We start from the raw sequence: 18,632 nt of genomic DNA, 5'->3' as shown, positions 1-18,632 counted from the left end.
TAAGCACCAGAAAATATATAAATCCCCCCTTTGTGTCCTTTGCGTCTTTGTGGTTCAATTCGTTTATATGTTTTAGTGCTCTATTCGACCTATTCTTCGCGTTTTCGCGGCTCAAGGTTTTATTTTTAGAAGAATGCGCAGCGCTTTTCGTAACCATCATTATACCCTTGGAATAAATTACTGTACCAGGGATAAAATAATTTCAGCTAAAAGATAGAGGAAGCTGGCAGTGCTGTGTAGAAGTATATGCTGTTATGAACGCCTTATGAGGTGGAATCAGGAGGCTGAGAATGAAAGATAGAGTCATTGCAGTATTGGCAGTATGTATGATCCTTTTAATTGGCAGTGCCTACTGGCTAACTAAAAGCCAAACCGTTATGACGGGGGCACAAAATGCGTTAAGCATAGAATTGGCTAATGTAATAGGCAGTTTAGTCACTTTGGGGGACATTGAGGTTACCTCTTATAATCAAGTAACCATACACAATGTGACTATTTATGATAAACAGTCGGAAATTCTAGCTGCTAGTGACAAAATTATTGTTTCCTATAGTCCTTGGAGTATTTTGACTGGATGGAATGTGGTAAAATCCATTTCTGAGCTAAGGGTAGAGGAACCTACTCTTTGGCTGGCGCAGCGAGATAATGGGCAGTGGAACATTCAAGATATTGTTATTAAAGATGATTCATCTAAGTCATCTTTATCTGCTAAAGTAAAAGTAGTGAATGGTAGGGCTGTTGTGAATGCCTATTATTCTCAATGGACGTTAGAGGAATTAAATGGAATTCTGGATCTTGCCAATGCTCCTAGAATAAAGATGGATCTAGAAGGATTGCACAATGGAGCAGCAGTGAAAGCAAAGGGGACGATTCATAGTAAAGGACGCAGTACTCTCTCTCTTCATGCAGATCAACTCATGTTAGCCGATTTTCAGAGGTTAATACCAGAAGACGGATCGATTCAGTTGGTGGGAGGCAGCGCGAAGCAGATAGAAGCAACCATTGCCTATGAAAAAGGAGCTGTGGAGTGGGCTGGGGAAGCGCGTCTGGAAAAAACCGATATAAATCTTGATGAGATTCCTTTACGTCAAATCGATGGAGGTATCGCTTTTACCAATAAGAAGATATATATGTTTGTGGCAGGCAAAGTATTTGAGCAGCCTATTGATGTACGAGGCAGTGTGGACACGGATGCCAGTGAAATGATTGTGGATCTAACGGTGGCTTCTGCTGCTTTTGATCCTAGCGCAACAAACTATGATATTCCTGTTAAAGGTATAGCAGCATTTAAGGCTGGTATTACGGGCGTTATCTCAAATCCTGTTGTTACAGGGGAAATCCAAATGCCAGCAGGAGAAGTAGCTGGCTACCAGGCAGCCAATGTACAGACGAAAATCAATCTGGTAGATAAGACAATTACAATTCAGCAATTTGAAGCAGACATCTTTGATGGACATGTTTCTGCTTCAGGGCAATTCCAGCATGAGATAGGCAGTTATCAACTTTCCCTTAGTGGTCAGCATCTTAATATTCAAAATTTCCCTGATCTAGTGCCGGATATGAGCGGTTATATGGATGCTGCTGTGGCGATAAAGGGGACTGGGAATTTAGCGGGGGCTGAGATTCAAGGAACCGCGTCAATAGGGCCTGGTGAAATCAGCAATATTCCCTTTACTTTTGTGACCAGTGGATTTTACTATCATAAAGGAAATGCTGCCGTAGACTATTTGAATATTGGTATCGGTCAAGGCATGGTAACGGCCCAGGGCACGGTGAAAGAACAAGAGCTTGCCTTGCAAATATATGGTCAAGGCATACCATTAGAACTACTAGGTAGAGGGATAGAGGGCAAGACTGCAGGCGTCGGTCAATTTAATGGAGAAGTTCGTGGAACCTTATCCGCCCCTGAAGTAACAGCTGATTTTATGGCCTTCAATGGGGAAATTTTATACCAGCCTTTTACCCAAGCAGCAGGTACTATTCATATGACACCTCAGCAAATTACGCTGCAGGATGCTGAAATGATTAATGGTGTAACCAGACACAAAGCCCAGGGAAGGATTGGATTATCTGGTGGGCATGAAATGAGTATGTCCGTTGTTTCCAAAGGGGCCAGAGCAGAAACATTAGTACCTCTATTAGTGCCAGGAGAGAAGCTAACAGGTAATGTAGACAATGAGATGGTCATTACGGGTTCTTTAGAGAATCCTACGATCGCTGGTGAGATTACTTTGACGGATGGCAGTTTCCGTGGTCAGCTATTGGCAAAAGCGGCTGGATCTTATAAAAGAGAACAAGGCATAACCACCATCCATAATGTTGTTATCCAGTCGCTCAACACCCAAGTGCAGCTCTCAGGCACGATCTCACCCAATAATGACTTGGATTTTGATGTTGCAGCTCAAAATATTGATTTGGAAAAATTAAATATGAACACTAGTGATTATACCGCTGCAGGTAAGGCCCAATTTGTAGGTAAACTGACAGGCACACCTTCATTTCCTATTTTTAAAGGTCAGCTGTCAGCGGATACTCTCAGCCTTAATCAGCAGGAAGTTACAGGTGTAACCGGAACCATTGCTGTCACAGGTGATGAAATTGAGATTCCTGTCCTTTCTTTTGCCCAAGGAAAGGGGAAATTTACTTTTTTTGGCGGTCTTGACCGAGGGACTAATGAAATCTATGGTACTTTAAATGTAGAAAATGGGGAATTACAGCCTATACTGGCAGCCAGTAAGTTGGGGCACAAAGAAATTATGGGTACATTAAATGGCCAGATAAAAATAAGTGGAACTCTTGATAAACCCAATGTGCGGCTGATCGGGGATTTAAAAGCGGGCAGTGTGAAGAAATATCCAGTAGAGTCCATCGTCGTGGATGCTGCATTAGAAAATAATGTTCTGACCATTTCTGAGTTTTCTGTTAAACAAGGCACAGGAGTCATGCTGGCACGGGGGAGAGCGGATTTAAATACCAACGGACCTCTGAACCTGGAAGTAGGCGGCAGAGGCATAGATGCTGGTTTAGTCGCCGCCTTCTTTAATACTTCCATTCAGCCTACAGGCAAACTGGATTTCGCCGCTCAAGTCTCAGGGGTGTCGGATAATCCTCATACCGCTTTATCGTTGGAGCTTGTTAATGGAGGAATCGGTGATACAATCTTTGATTCTTTATATGGGTTATTGATCCTGGAGAAGAATGTAATACATGTGGATCAAGTCTTACTGAAAAAAGGTCCCTATCAAGCCAGTGCCTATGGTATTATTCCTGTAGCAGCCCTTAGCTCTGAAGGCAGACAGCAGGCAAATGCTGCAGAGCAAATGAATCTGAATGTGAAATTGGATAAAGCAAATTTAAGTATTTTGCCACTGTTGACAAAACAGGTTGCATGGGCTGAGGGAGCGACACAAGGTGAAATCACCATAGCGGGTACCTTAGAACAGCCAGTCCTTAAGGGGACGATTACTGTTAATAATGGTACGCTGAAACTGTCAGCTTTAAAAGACCCCATCCAAAAAGTGGGGGTTGCTATTGATTTTGAAGGTGATACAATTAATGTAAAGCAATTTGATGGATATATGGGAACTGGTTCTTACCGTGCAACAGGTACTGCAAAGCTAGATGGATTGCGTTTGACCGATTATAATATGTCGTTAATTTTGGATAAACCTATGATTCGCAGCAAATATTTTACTGGCGCTGTTGATGGCAATTTGACAATTAGCCAAGGTAATGTGCGACCGAAATTAACAGGTAAATTACTTTTTGAAAATAATATCATCGACATTCCTGCCCTTCCTGATATGGAACCATCCAATCTGGACATGGATTTAGACGTTGATATACGAGTCGGGAAGAAAGTACGCTTTTACAATCCTTACCTATATGACATTTTAGCTGTTGGCAGAGTAAAAGTAGGCGGTAGTATCACAGAACCGGATGTTTCAGGACGTATTGTTGCGATTCGTGGCACGGTAAGTTATCTGAGGACGCAATTTAAGGTGGAAGAAGGAAGTGTGGAGTTTCGGCAGTTTTCTTCTTTTGAACCAATTATTAAGCTTAACGCTAAAGCAAACCTGCAGCAAACTGTGGTATATTTAAATGTTAATGGTCCTATGGGGGAAATGGAATTTAAATTAACGTCAGAACCAGCCATGAATCAGCAGGAGATTCTATCCCTTCTGACTCTGCGCAGTCGCTATTTCGAAAAACAAAACAGCGGAGACTCTGGACTCGGGCGAGATGAACTCATGGGAGCCCTAGACGCTGGTCTGCAAATGCGTTTTATTAGTGAAATAGAAGGGAATGTTCGTAGTGCATTGGGCTTGGATGAATTCCGTTTTGTTCGGGATACTAGCTCTAGTATTGTGAAAAAGAATAATACTAACAATGATGAGAGCTCTACAATCAATAAAGAAGTGTATAATCTGGAAATGAGTAAATATTTGACAGATAAATTACTAGTAAGCTATGTTATGGGTGTTGATCATAGTAAAAATGAAGTATCATTTCGTTATAGCTTAAATCGAAATATTAGTTTAACGGGTTCTATCGATGATGAAAACGAGACATGGCTTGGCGCAGAGGCTAGGTATAGGTTTTAAGAAGAAGGATGATCCACATGATATTAAGTCAATATGTAAAAGAACTTAAAAAAATACACATGCTGTCACGGGAAGAAGAAGAAGCCTTGTGGCTCCAGTATAAAGAATATGATGATATGGACTGCCGCAGCAAGATTATCGAGCACTATCAACCTTTGGTATTTAAGATTGCTACTGGCTGGCGCCTGAATGAAACGGTGATCATGGATATGATTCAAGAAGGGACAGTGGGACTAATTGAGGCGGTAGAGAGATTTGATCATCAAAGAGGCGTGGCTTTTAGCCTATATGCTTCCCAACGAATACGAGGACGTATTCTCAATTATATGGAAAAAGAAGGGAAGTTTGGTATTGCCTCTATGGATAGTCCTTTATCAGCTGGGGAAGACATTACTCTAAGAGATTTGTTAGTCGATGGCAAGGCAGGTGTCTCCAGCCAGGCCGAGCATAACTATCTCGTAGCCCAGGTTAAAAATGCCATGGACCGCTTACCTCTTAACGAACAAGCGGTGTTAAGCGGCGTATTCTTAGAAGATTGTGAACCAAAACAATTGGCGGAAAGCTTAGATCTAAGCATATCTCATATCTATAAATTACAAAAACAGGGTATCAGGCGTATTCGCGGTATGCTATCCAAATTTATGCAGCACTGGTAACCGTAAAAAAGAGAGAAAAAAGGCACATATAGCACGGATTGTTATAGAAAACACGATTAATCGCCAAAAAACAAAGATTTTTCAAAGGAAATCAATGACCATAATCTGGCCTCTTTTCAGGATTGTATATATTGTTTATAATAGGGGTGTTGTATATGGCTCATTTTAGAAAAAATGTATACCAGCATTTGTCTTCTGCAAAAAAGTGGTTGACAAAAGCAGAGGAAGCTTTTGACAAAGAGCGAGATATTCGCGGTGAGCTTGATCTAATGTTAGCCCAAGCTGAACTTCAGCATGTAAAAGAAGTCAGCCGCTCTAAACATTGGCGTCACAAATATACGATGGTTCGTCATGGAGTTGCTTTGACCTGCGCTGTAGTAATGGCAGTAGGATTAGGGGGAGTCTATTGGTGGACGTCTAAGCCAGATATCGTTGTACCTGTTCCATTGGTGCAAAAAGTAAGTGTGCCAGTGGAATCTCAGATACAAAGCAGCAGTAATGGTGGACAATTGCCAACTGTCTCTACGGAGGCAAAGAAAGTAGTCGTAATAACAGAAGCTGCTCCGCCAGTACAACGTGTTGCTGCACCAAATCCAATGAGTCAGGAAAAAAAAGCTGAATCTTCTCAGCAGGTGGAACCAGCGGTGGCCATCTCGCCTGATGAAATGCAAAAATTGGTGCGGGCCGCCGGAAAAACATTACGCGGCCAGTAAGACAAAAGGAGGTAATGCATGAAAATTCAAAAAAACTATAAGCATATACTGCTTGCAGCTATCTTTAGTATCAGTCTTATATTTTCTGTTTCAGCTCCAGCCTATGCTGCTGATCCTACAGGTAAAACTGTAACTTCCATAACTGTCACTGGCAATACAACAGTACCAGAAGCGACGATCATGGGTGCAGTAAAGTTGAAGCCTGGTGAAGCGCTGACAGCAGACAAAGTAAAACAAGACATGCAAGCGATCTATGAATTGGGTACTTTTTTTGATGTAGTATCCAACTTCAATGAAGTTCCTGAAGGGGTACAAGTAGTCTATACCGTGATGGAAAACCCAGTATTGCAGGAAATTATTATAAAAGGCAATACCAAGGTATCATCCGATAAGCTAAGCAGTATGCTGACAGTTAAAACAGGCAGTATTTTAAATTCTAAAGCGTTAAATGAAAATGTAAGATCCATTGAAACATATTATCATGATCAAGGTTATATCTTGACCAAAGTCAGTGATGTTGCAATGGGAACTGGCGGTGTACTGACAATTACTATTAATGAAGGTATGTTGGAAGGCATCGAAGTGAAAGGCAACGAGAAGACAAAGACCCATGTTATTACTCGTGAAATGAAATTAAAGCCAAACCAGCCATTTAACGTAAAAGATGCGAAACGTAGTATGCAAAAAGTGTACAACCTAGGCTATTTTGAAGACGTAAATATGAAACTGAACCCAGGCAAAGAGCCCAATGCCATTGTTCTTGAAACCACAGTTGTAGAACAAAAGACAGGTCGGTTCTCCATTGGGGGCGGCTACAGTAAAAGTGATGGTATGATTGGGATTATTGAGCTTGGTGATGACAACTTCCGTGGTACGGGAGATAAAGTGAAGCTTCATTGGGAGTTTGGCGGCAGTGCCAGCAACAAGAACTATGAAATAAGCTACACTCGCCCATGGTTGGATGACAAGCAAACATCCCTTGGCTTTAGCTTTTATGACATGACCAATGAGTATACTGATTATGATGACGATGGTCATGAGACGGCTTCCTACGATAAAAGACGTAAAGGGTTTGATATTACCCTTGGTCGTCCGCAAGGTGAATATGTACAAAACTATATCACGTTAAAACAACGAAAAGATGAGTATGTAGAATGGGTATCAGGAGCTAATTATGAAACCGATCCAAAATATATTGACAGTAATTATCTTGAGAATAATTTTGGTACAACCCGCAGCATCAGCTTAATGCGGGTATATGATTCTCGGGATAATGTATTTAGTCCTACAGAAGGAAATCGCGTGGCTTTAACAGCGGAATTTGCCGGAAAAGCCTTAGGCGGTGATTTTAACTATAATAAATACACTGCTGAGACTCGGAACTATCTAAAGGTAGGTCATGCACAAGTCGTAGCGCTGCGGGGAACTGTCGGTTATGCAGATGGCAAAATGCCAGACAGCGGACGTTTTGCCGTAGGTGGCTCTGATACGTTGCGTGGTTATCGTGATGATCAGTTTAAAGGTAATAAAATGCTGGCCGCTACAGCAGAATATCGCTTCCCAATTGCCAAAAAGGTAGAGGGTGTAGCCTTTACTGATGTTGGTAAAGCATGGACAGGTGAAGGATACAAGCTGAATGATCTAGAGGCTAGTGTGGGTGTGGGGATTCGTGTTTCTACACCAATCGGTCCGATTCGTCTTGATTATGCTCAAGGCAGTCAAGGTGGTAGAAGTCACTTTAGCTTTGGCGGACAATTCTAATCCAATGTTTATCAGAGTCAGGTCATTGACCTGACTCTGATATCTATATAATATGGCTAAAGTGTTACTTACAGGACATGGAGCATTTTCGCCAGGAGGTGCATTGTTATTCCTCTATACAGTTTCCGTCTTATCTTCACAAGCACATTGCTCAGTTTATTATTACTGTCAGGAGTGGTTTATGCTTCTGATGAACTAGTGGAAAAAATCGATGTAACCATCGTTTCCAGTCAGATGCCTCCTTCTAAAATTGCAAAACGCATGACGGCTAGTGTGAGTACCGTAGGCGAGCAAATGATTGTAGGACGTAAGGTGAATGAAGTACAAGATAATCAGATTTCCTATGAAAAACTGATCAAGGAAATATTTGACCGCGTATTAGTAGGATATTCTGTCCAGTCCGTCGATCTTAGGCCTGGCCCCAGCACTGCTCTTACCATCGAGATCGTTCCTTGGGGAGATGTGGTGGATGAAGTAGCTGTAGCATATGACTTCGGTACTCTTTCCCCGGATATCGTAAATCTGATAAAAAAAGATATGGGGAATGTAGATGAAAAATTAAATGATGTATTAATCGGACTGCCCATTGATGCTGTAGATTGGGCGGGAGGATTATCGAAAGTCGCAATACGTGAATTACTGGCAAATCAGCTGCCTGAATTTCATGCTAATATCGATATCATTCCAGGAGAACGCACATTAGTAAAGCTTTCCTTATCACCATTGGGGACGACTGTGCAGGATGTCCATGTATCACTTCGCTCTACCACCATTCCGAATGTTGTATTAGCCGCAGTGCGCCCGACGATGAATGAGACCAGTAAAACCCTTATTGGTCTGCCTGTAGCTTTTGTGGAAAGGCACCGTGACTATTTTACAGCGAAGCTGATTGCAGAACAACCTTTAACAAAAAAATATGGAATTACAGCAACTCCCCTGCTCAATGCTGGGGCAAATACTGAAATTGCGCTGGATGTGGAAACCGATAAATATAACATAACTCTGGAAGCTTATTTGGATATGGGGCATGATGAAGACAACGCTTCTGCCAGATTGCATGCCGGAAAGATTGTCAGTAAACGGGACGAGGTCTTTTTGGAAGTGAACTTTATTCCCAGCTCTGTTTCCTGGGAGTTTGTGCCCGGGTGGGGGCATAAATTTGGTTCTAGCATGATAGCGGGAATCAAATATAATACATCGAGTTCACAAAATATGCTGTGGCTGAGCAAAGAACTTAGCCCAAGCTGGACAATGCGACTGGAGAGGAATCCAAAAAATCATAATAATGAACTAGGACTTCGCTATAAACTTCATGATTTTTTGAGTGCCGAATACATTATTACAAAAGATGATCAATGGCTGCGACTGGTTGGTCATTTGTAAAATTTAGGAACACCTTTTAACAGCAATATCTTGAATATGTGGGTATACCCTGTTATAATAAAGAGGTAAAATTTGATGCCAATAGGCAGAGAGAAGGTTTATTATGCTAAAATTACAAAAGAAGCAAGTGAAATTTGTATCCCTAGCAATAGCAGTGATGTTTCTGTTAGGTATAGTTGGATTGGCAGTATCACAAAGTAGTACATCCTATGCAGCGGAGGCCAATAATTCCTCTAAGATTGGTGTCGTGAATCATCAGCTGTTAATTTCTCAGCACCCAGATATGGCGAACGCACAGAAAACAATGCAGGCTGAAGTAGAACAGGCAAAAAAAGACTTTGAAGAAAAATCAGCGACAATGAACGACAAAGAAAAGCAAGATTACTATGCACAAGTTCAACAGCGCTTGACCTTAAAAGAGCAAGAATTAATTAATCCAGTATTTGAAAAAGTAGATGCGGCTATCAAAGCAGTTGCAGATGCTAAAGGATTATCTGTAGTTATGGATAAAGGCAATGTCGTTTATGGCGGCCAGGACATTACGGCTGAAGTTGGCAAAAAAATTAGTGGCAAGTAATTAAAAATGCAGTATGGCCGAGCAGGTTTCACCAGCTCGGCCCTTTATTAGAAAGAGGGTGATGGGGTGTCAAATCATAAGTTTCTTATCATGATACTGGCTTTAATGATGCTTGTTGCCGGATGTAGTACCAAGAAAGTGCAAGACACTAAGGAACCTCAGCCCCTAGTAGGTATTGTTGATATGAAAAAGGCAGTACAGTCACATCCTAAATATAAACAAGTGCTGGCTTTAGAAGAAGAAGTAAGAAGCATTTCAGCTCAGGCTCAGGCCCAGCAGGCTGCTATGGCGCAAAGCGCCCAGAAAACGTTGAATCTGCCAGAAACATCCCAAGGAGATTTGGCGGAATTAAACAAGACTTTTCAACAAGAATTTACGGAAAAGATGTCCTTAAAAGAACAAGAAGTCAACACGAGGCTTGCAGCAAAAGAAAATAGCATTCATCAGACTCTGTCGGATGAATTTAAAGTTTATACCGATGAAATTGATAAAGAATATCAGCCACAAATCTTTAATTTACAACTCAAATTAAAAACTGTGCAGCTAGAGAAGGAAGAAGCTGCTTCACTGCAAGAACAATTAGAAACATTGCAAACCCAGCGTGCCGAAAAAATCGCTGAGAAGCAAAAACAGCTGGCTGGGCAAATGACGGAAAAGATGGCCCCTGACAAGGCTGCTGCGCAGCAGGAATTAGAAGCCTATAGTAAGCAGGTTAACCAAGAGATTTCTCAAAAAGCTGCTGCTAAGCAAGAGGAAATAGCGGCACGGAATATGCAAACCCTGTCCCTGCAGGGGAATACGGCACAAGAGTCTGGTAATGGTCAGCAGCAGGCAATGATGAAGCAGCAAGAACTAAAAGCATTGCAGGACTGGATCGTTCAAGATATCAGCGATAAAACAGGTAAAGTTGCAATTGAGTCAGGTCTTGAAGCAGTGTTGACCAATGTGACTGTGAATGTGAGTGGTGTGGATATAACCGCTGCTGTTATTACAGAGTGTAATAAATAGTAAAGTTGTATATAATAATACTGTTTCAAAAATTAGTAAAGTATTTCTTGAAACAGTATTAACTTCGCAAAAAAAATGAAGCAAAGGAATGGGAGGACTTACAATGAAACAAGGAAAAAAAATAGCATTATTGTTCTTATTAGTATTTACAGCTGCTCTTTTAGGCGGTTGTAATTCAAGCGGTAATGTGGGTGTAATTGATGTAAATAAGGTAATGACAGAAAGCCCTAAGGTAAAGCAATTTCAGGAACAATTGAATGTGAAAGGCAAAGAACTTAGTGATCAATTGGAAAAAGATAAAGCATCCTTAAGTGCAGCTGATTTTCAAAAGAAACAAGAGACACTTTATGCAGAGTTCATGAAAGTGAAGCAAGAAATGGAAGGACAAATTGACAGCAGTATTAAAGAAACCTTAGATGGTATTGCTAAAGAGAAAAAACTAGGTGTGATTCTATATAAGAATGGCGTAGCCCAAGGCGGTACAGATATTACAGATGACGTGATTAAAAAGCTACAATAAGAATTAGATAGCAATTCAGGAGGATTTCTCATTGAAGAAGACATTAAGAGAAATTGCTGACTTGGTAAATGGTGTGTTACTAGGTGATGGTGACATTGAAATAACGGGGGTAACAAATCTGGAAGATGCAGGTGCAGCAGATATTTCCTTTGCTGTACCGCCTCATTTGGAAAAAGCGGCACGGTCTAGTGCCGCTGCCGTTATCATTCCCATGACTGTCACAGAATTTAGTAAACCTGCCATTCTGGTGGAAAATCCAAGAACGGCATTTACAGAATTATTAAAAGTATATGCGCCGAAAGTCATGATTGAACCTGGCATTCATCCTACAGCGGTGCTGGGGAAGAATGTTACTCTTGGTGAAAATGTGGCGATTATGGCCTATGCAGTAATTGATGACCATGTAAAAATCGGGAATCATACAATTATTTATCCCCATACTTATATTGGAAAAGAAGCTGTTCTTGGCAGTGACTGCATCCTATATCCCAATGTGACAGTGCGGGAACGGTGCCATATTGGCAGTCGATCCATACTTCATAGCGGTGCAGTAGTAGGCAGTGATGGTTTTGGTTTTGTTACTGTAAGTGGTCGTCATCAAAAAGTTCCTCAAGTGGGCAATGTGATCATTGAAGACGATGTAGAAATAGGAGCAAATGCTACAATTGATCGGGCGACTACAGGCAGTACCCTTGTGAAACAAGGGACTAAAATTGATAATTTGGTGCATTTGGCTCATAATGTTGTCGTCGGCGAAAATTGCTTTTTTGTTGCTCTAACTGGTATTGCAGGTAGCACTAAAATTGGCAATAACGTTACCTTTGCCGGACAAGCAGGCTGCGCTGGTCATATAACGATTGGCGACAATTCCGTGTTTGCAGCTAAAGCGGGAGTGATTGGTAATGTACCTGCTGGTTCCTTCTATTCCGGATTCCCAGCCAGACCCCACAAGGAATGGTTACGAGGAGAAGCCAGCTCTAATAAAGTCCCTGATTTACTTAAGAAAGTCAAAGACCTAGAAAAGCGCTTAGCTGCTATAGAAAGTAAAGAATAAGAAATACAAACTGCAAAGTCACAGAGGAGATCTTCCATGGTGTCCTTTGTGGCTTTGTTGTGGTTCAAACAACTGAAGGGAACACACCCCGTCACTGCGTGCCACCCCTCTCAAGAGGGGATTCTTGTTAATAAATAATCCCCTTTGTGTCCTTTGCGTCTTTGTGGTTCAATTATGTTTTTAAAGGGCAATTATTACCTAAGTAGCTTTGGCAGGATTGTAGGCAGTTATGAAGAATATATGAATATTGGACTAAAAGTAATTGATCTTAAGGAGGATCCTCGTGAAAAAAGTTTTATTTGGAATTAGTTGTGCATTAGTATTAGCAGCTGCGCCTGTTTCTGCAGCACCATCTGTGAATGGATCTACAGGTTTAATTAACAATCCATCTTCAGATGTACTACGGGAAGGTGAATTTTCCTTAGGTTATTATCACCTGAAAGATGGTGGTGTAGGTATATTTAATACGAATATATTGCCTAAGTTAGAAATTGGTATGGCAGGATTTCGTTATGATCATCAAGATAATGAAAATTATGTAAATGCCAAGTTTAGTATTCTATCAGAAAGTGTACTGAACCCAGGGCTGGCAGTGGGGATAGAAGATATAGCGAATACTCGTGAGCGTTCGGCATATGCTGTAGCAAGCAAGGCACTGCCTTTTGGGTTTCGGATGCATGTAGGCGCAGGTAATGGACGATTTGATGGCGTGTTTGCTGGTATTGAAAAAACCATCAATCCTATTAGCGTCTTAACAGGTAATAATGTTTTCCCCGCGACAACATTGATTGCTGAATATGATGGTAAGCATATGAATTATGGCGCGCGTATGGCCATTGTACCGGGGCTTAAGCTGGATGCAGGCTGGCGTGATCATGACGGATATGTTGGTGTGAGTTATACCTATTAATCTTTGTTAGGACGATTCAGGTGAGGAGGAGCATACATGCTATATAAATTTGTGAAAATGATGAGTAGTATTATCAGTATGCTGCCTCGGGCTGTATGGCAAAGTATCGGAAATGTGCTAGGAGAAGTATGCTGGGCATTAGTGCCTCGTAAACGTAAAAGCATGGCAATTGAAAACATTATGTGCAGTTTATCTCTTGATCGAAAGCAGGCTTATCAGATCGCCAAGCGGAGTACGACACGATTTGGTAAGATGTTTATGGAAGTTTTGCGTATGCCCAGGATTAATAAAGATAATATAAAGCAATATGTAGCGATTGATCATCCCGAATATTTAACAGAGGCGCTGTCACATGGAAAAGGTGCAATAGTGGCGACAGCTCATAGCGGCAACTGGGAGATGCTGGGGGCTTCCTTAGCGATGTATGGTTTTCCTTTGGTAGCTGTAGTACAAAAGCAGACCAATGGGGATATGGATAAGTTCATAAATGAGAATCGTACGAGAGCCGGTATGCATGTAACCTATAAAACTGGTGTGCGTGAAATGGTTAGAATGCTAGAAGAAGGCCAGATTATTGGTCTCTTAATGGATCAGGATGCTCATCGTGATGGTGTTCTAGTTGAATTCTTTGGGCGTTTAGCCTCAACGCCTCCTGGAGCTGCAGCCTTAGCCCGCATGAAAGGCGCTCCCATTATTCCGGCATTCATTACAGCAAACGCTGATGGTACTCATAAAGTAATATTACATCCTCCCGAGTGGGTAGAAAAAACAAATAACCGGGAAGAAGACCTTCTTCTCATGACACAAAAATTGACAAACATTATTGAACAACATGTGCGAAATATCTCCCATGAATGGTTCTGGCTGCACAATCGGTGGAAAAGCACACCGAAAATAAGTAAATAAATACAAAGCAAACTTTGCTTCGTTTCTGGTAAATCGACATCCGTGTCACCAGAAACATAGCAAAGTTTTTTTATAAGATTTCATGAACCACAAAGGACGCAATGCCGCCTACTGCGGCACACAAAGGAGTGCACAAGAAAAATAATTTCTAACCCTTTGTGTCCTTCGCGCCTTTGCGGTTCAATTCATTTTTTCTCTCTGTGCTCTCTGTGCTCTCTGCGCCTCTGCGGTTCAAAAACGGCTTTCCAGTATATACATTTAACGAAAATAGTATATACGTATTTAGTTTTTTTGATATACGTGATATAATTAACCCTTGAAGGAAAGGGGTGAATAAGTCATGTCTACTAGTCTAGCCAAAAGAAAAATCATGAATCTAAGAAAGGATTCATTTTATCTTGATGTCATCACCCTCATGGTAGTTAGTATCGTGATTGGTTCGCTGCTTGCTACTTCTATATCTATGGCAGCCAATTCCTATTTTTCCAAAACTTTAGCGAGTTTAGTAGGTGACTATGGTGAATATGATATTCTCATTCAATCCCGGGAGGAAATGAAAGAAGATACTGCAACCCATATTCAAAAAATTATTGAAGAAGTTTTTCCGGGAGCAAGAATGAAAGAAGGACCAACTATTACAGGTAAAACTTCTTTCTTTATTGCTATACCTGAAGAATATAGAACCAAGCAAACCTATGAAGAATTAGGAAAGACTTTTGGTGGTATCCCTGGTGGTGCAGGAGTTGGTGTTCTAACAGAACCAAGACTGACCATTCGTGGTGTGCCAGAAGGAGCAAGAACCATGATGATGGATGTTATTACACAGATTGACGGTGTACGCTTTACTTTCCGTGATGGTTCATCCATTGGTGTTGTGTTATCATCTCTTGATAAAGCTACCGTGGTAACAGAGGAAATTAAAAAGGTTTTAAAACAATACCAAGTAATTGAAATCAGCTTCCCCGTAGGCAGTGAACCCCAAAATCCGATTCGTATGGGAGAGTCTATCGGAGATGCTATGAAAAGTCAATTGAAGTTGGAATATGCCAAAAATGTGTCCATTGACGGCAAAAATGATGATATGACCTATATGGTTAGTACGATGATGGAACTAAAGCGATTTTTAGTAGCCTATGCTTCTCAAGTGACGATCACGCCAAATGGAAGTGGAAAGTTAGTAAAAGGAGATACCATTGCATTTGCAGGTACTGGGCCGGCTTTGGCGCCTGGTAATCCTGTAGATAAAGGAAATGTAATGGTGCAAATTACAGCTGTGCACACGGATGGCAAAGGGGAAGGGACGATTACCCAAGGAGATGCGGCTCTTCTTACAAATAATCAAGGATATCGGGTAAGTAATAGTGTAATTAGTGATTATGTTGGTACAGCTGCGTATCAGAATCCAAGACAGCAGCTGGGGACAGCGTTAACAGAAACCACCAAGATCGTAGATCAGATTCCAGGATTTGCTCAGGATAGTCAAAATTTAAACCAAATTGCTACCCTTACGCTGAACAATTACAGCAATAGTATTACTGCTATGGAGCAAACGCTAACTAGTTTAAAAGCAGCAGGTACGACCATTCAAACAGCTACCAGCGGTCTTGCCAATATTGATACCAAATCCGTACAAAATCAGATAGATAGTTCTTCTAGATCCATGGGAGGGCTAATTAATACCTTACAAGTGCTAAAATTAGTAGATAGCAGCGTTGGTGGAACGGTGGACAATCTAATTGCCTCTCAGAGAAACTTAAGTACTTTAAAATCAGGATTAGCAGCATTGGATACCGTTGCTGCTGATGCGCGTCAGGCTAAAGGGTCGATTGACAATATTGTAGCCAATGGAAACAATACAATTGGAACCTTACGTGCATTTGACGTTGAAGGTACTAAGAAAAATTTGAATAGCATCAATACCCGCTTAAACCAGCTGGGACAACTAGATACACCTCTAGTGAGTGGGCAATTGCAATATCTGGCAGCTGCTGTGCCGAACCTTAAGGATGAAGAAATTACTCGTTCCGTATCTGTGTTAGATAAGTTTATTGCTGGGCAAGCGATTCCAGGAGAACGGATTCAAATCCTCACCACCAGCAATATCAGCACAGATGCAGTAGCACCTATTGTATATAGTCAGGTGGGTCATAAGAATGTGTCTTTATATTCTACTGATCTTGGGATTATTGAACCCAATGCACGTGGTGAGCTGTATAGTGTATTAAATGAAGTGAGAGCGGTTCTTTCTGGAATGACCGCAATTATTGTCACGATACTCTTTTTGGCCCTGGATCATACAGCGATTATGACGGTTATACGTTGCAGCAGAATCAATAAAAGACAACGGTTGAAAGGCTGGCGTGGGTTACTGCGCTCAGCGGCAGCTTTTTTCACAGGCGCTGAACGAATCTATGGCATGGTAATCGGCGCTATATTATTAACCAGTATATTTGTCTTAGGGAGAAGCGGAATTCCTTATTTACCATGGATCGCTGTACCTTTAGTAGGTGCGCTCATTGGACTGATCGTTGCTTGTTATACGGAAAAAATTAGTCCAATGTCAAATGATGAAATGATGGCAGGTCAATCATTAGGATTGTCTGTTGATGAAATCATGCGAGAGATTGTCATCCCCAGCGGCCGCCCCGGTCTATTGCAAAAGCTAAACCAGCGTAAAATGAAATTTAAGTAAAAACACACTCTCCTTTGTGTCCTTTGCGCCTTTGTGGTTCGATTCATTTTATATATTTTAAACTGAAAGGGGGTGATTCTATGCTTACGATTGAAAATCTGTATAAAAGCTTTGGAAAGCTGGTGGCTGTGAATGATTTCAACTTACATGTGAAAGAAGGGGAAACAGCAGTTCTTATGGGACCATCTGGCTGTGGAAAATCAACAATGATTCGTATGATCAATCGCCTAATTGAACCCGATAGTGGGAGAATCTGTGTTTCCGGTACGGAAATAACGAAACTCGACCTGGAAGAATTACGCCGGGTTCGTAAACGCATCGGTTTTGTCTTTCAGCAATTTAATTTAATTGGACGTTTAACCGCAGTAGAAAATGTTATGCTAGGATTAGTAATGGATGGCATACCACGGGGTGCGGCATATGATAAAGCGATGGAGGCATTAGAAAAGGTTGGACTGGAAAAGCGTGCCCAGCACAAATCTGCTGAAATGTCAGGGGGACAGCAGCAGCGGGTAGGTATAGCAAGAGCGCTGGCTTTTGAACCTGAACTCATGCTATGGGATGAACCCACAGCTTCTCTTGATCCTATTTTAGTTAGGGAAGTTCTAGTCATCATGGAAGAACTGGCAAAATACCGAGCGAGCAGCATGTTGGTTGTAACTCATGAAATATCCTTTGCCATACACGTTGCTGATCGCATTATATTGATGGATAAGGGCAGTATTGTAGAAGAGGGAATGCCAGAAGACGTATTTGGCAACCCCGCATCCCATATCGGCCAGCAGTACAAAGAACTCATTGAGTATCAGCAAATGACCAATGCCCGCACCCTAAACAGCAAGAATATTGCTTAAAAATTTCTGGAACTCTTGATCCTATTCCCTTTGTGTCCTTTGCGCCTTTGTGGTTCCGATTCGTTTTATTCGCCAAATACAAAATAATTTTGAAAATACTTCTTGCAGGGAGAAGAAATATTCTATAGAATGTATAAAGGTCATTATATCAGGAGGACATTATGCAGCAAACAACAATAGCAAAAGCTATAACATACACGGGTATCGGATTACACTCAGGTCAAGACGTGACGATTACGATCAAACCGGCACCTCCTGATACGGGAATTGTATTTGCAAGGATCGATTTGCCAGGAGCACCACAAGTAGCGGCGACGGCTAACAATGTTACGAATGCCATGCGAGCTACTACATTAGAGAAAGGCTTGGCAAAAGTTTTTACGGTGGAACATCTGCTAGCAGCTTTTTTTGCCATGGAAGTAGATAACTGTCTGGTAGAAATTAATGCGGTAGAGCCTCCCGTAGTAGATGGCAGCTCTCTGCCTTTTGTTCAGATGATTCAAGAGGCTGGTGTGGTGGAGCAAAATACTTCTCGTCAGTTCGTATCCGTTACAGAAGCCCAAACAGTGAGAGTGAATGACAAGTTTATTGCGATATTGCCTTATGATGGATTTAGAGTCACTTTTACCTCAATTAATTCTCATCCCATGTTAGGCGTGCAATTTGGTGATTATGAAATTACAAGAGATAGTTTTATTTCTGAAATTGCATCAGCGCGGACGATTGGTTTTATGCATGAGGTAGAGCAGCTTAAGTCCCAAGGCCTCGCTTTAGGCGGCAGCTTGGAAAATGCAGTGGTATACGATGATGTAAAGGCTCTCACACCTCTGCGGTTCCAAGACGAGCTGGTTCGTCATAAGATTTTAGATATTATTGGCGATTTGGCATTAACAGGTCGTATTAGAGGTCATGTTATTGCCGTAAAGTCAAGCCATGCATTAAATACCGCATTGGCAAAAAAAATAGTGGACCATATTTTGGTAAGGAGCTGAAT

General features: G+C 41.4%; 14 protein-coding genes. All 14 read left to right on the top strand.

What is annotated here, in order from left to right:
• Positions 1-290: 290 nt before the first annotated feature.
• On the top strand, positions 291-4,604 hold the full coding sequence (locus LMF89_RS02285) for a translocation/assembly module TamB domain-containing protein (protein ID WP_229533714.1): 4,314 nt from the start codon (positions 291-293) through the stop codon (positions 4,602-4,604).
• A 17-nt stretch (positions 4,605-4,621) separates the two neighbouring features.
• A complete protein-coding gene (locus LMF89_RS02280; protein ID WP_229533713.1) occupies positions 4,622-5,260 on the top strand; it encodes a sigma-70 family RNA polymerase sigma factor in 639 nt (212 codons plus the stop codon).
• A gap of 155 nt (positions 5,261-5,415) precedes the next feature.
• Positions 5,416-5,973, top strand: coding sequence for a hypothetical protein (locus LMF89_RS02275; RefSeq protein ID WP_229533712.1), 558 nt, complete (start codon positions 5,416-5,418; stop codon positions 5,971-5,973).
• A gap of 18 nt (positions 5,974-5,991) precedes the next feature.
• On the top strand, positions 5,992-7,734 hold the full coding sequence (locus LMF89_RS02270; protein ID WP_229533711.1) for a BamA/OMP85 family outer membrane protein: 1,743 nt from the start codon (positions 5,992-5,994) through the stop codon (positions 7,732-7,734).
• 174 nt (positions 7,735-7,908) lie between these two features.
• Positions 7,909-9,117: a hypothetical protein gene (locus LMF89_RS02265; RefSeq protein WP_369412555.1), complete on the top strand. Its 1,209-nt coding sequence runs from the start codon at positions 7,909-7,911 to the stop codon at positions 9,115-9,117.
• Between the two features lie 103 nt (positions 9,118-9,220).
• Complete coding sequence (locus LMF89_RS02260; RefSeq protein WP_007958926.1) at positions 9,221-9,694, top strand: OmpH/Skp family outer membrane protein; 474 nt, start codon at positions 9,221-9,223, stop codon at positions 9,692-9,694.
• A 66-nt stretch (positions 9,695-9,760) separates the two neighbouring features.
• The gene (locus LMF89_RS02255) at positions 9,761-10,702 is read left to right on the top strand and encodes a molecular chaperone Skp (protein ID WP_229533709.1); all 942 of its coding nucleotides are present in this window, start codon (positions 9,761-9,763) and stop codon (positions 10,700-10,702) included.
• Between the two features lie 103 nt (positions 10,703-10,805).
• The gene (locus LMF89_RS02250; protein WP_007958930.1) at positions 10,806-11,222 is read left to right on the top strand and encodes an OmpH/Skp family outer membrane protein; all 417 of its coding nucleotides are present in this window, start codon (positions 10,806-10,808) and stop codon (positions 11,220-11,222) included.
• A gap of 31 nt (positions 11,223-11,253) precedes the next feature.
• Entirely contained in the window at positions 11,254-12,276 is a 1,023-nt protein-coding gene (gene lpxD / locus LMF89_RS02245) for a UDP-3-O-(3-hydroxymyristoyl)glucosamine N-acyltransferase (protein ID WP_229533708.1), read from the top strand.
• A 283-nt stretch (positions 12,277-12,559) separates the two neighbouring features.
• Entirely contained in the window at positions 12,560-13,186 is a 627-nt protein-coding gene (locus tag LMF89_RS02240; protein ID WP_229533707.1) for a YjbH domain-containing protein, read from the top strand.
• Positions 13,187-13,222: 36 nt separating this feature from the next.
• The gene (locus LMF89_RS02235) at positions 13,223-14,092 is read left to right on the top strand and encodes a lysophospholipid acyltransferase family protein (protein WP_229533706.1); all 870 of its coding nucleotides are present in this window, start codon (positions 13,223-13,225) and stop codon (positions 14,090-14,092) included.
• Positions 14,093-14,432: 340 nt separating this feature from the next.
• Positions 14,433-16,784: a hypothetical protein gene (locus LMF89_RS02230; protein WP_229533705.1), complete on the top strand. Its 2,352-nt coding sequence runs from the start codon at positions 14,433-14,435 to the stop codon at positions 16,782-16,784.
• An 80-nt stretch (positions 16,785-16,864) separates the two neighbouring features.
• The gene (locus LMF89_RS02225; RefSeq protein WP_229533704.1) at positions 16,865-17,638 is read left to right on the top strand and encodes an amino acid ABC transporter ATP-binding protein; all 774 of its coding nucleotides are present in this window, start codon (positions 16,865-16,867) and stop codon (positions 17,636-17,638) included.
• Positions 17,639-17,799: 161 nt separating this feature from the next.
• Positions 17,800-18,630, top strand: a complete 831-nt coding sequence (gene lpxC, locus LMF89_RS02220; protein WP_229533703.1) for a UDP-3-O-acyl-N-acetylglucosamine deacetylase — start codon at positions 17,800-17,802, stop codon at positions 18,628-18,630.
• The last annotated feature ends 2 nt before the right edge of the window (positions 18,631-18,632 follow it).

It is taken from the genome of Pelosinus baikalensis (genome assembly GCF_020819555.1).
GTDB lineage: Bacteria > Bacillota > Negativicutes > DSM-13327 > DSM-13327 > Pelosinus > Pelosinus baikalensis.
This window is presented reverse-complemented; position numbering and strand designations above follow the sequence as displayed.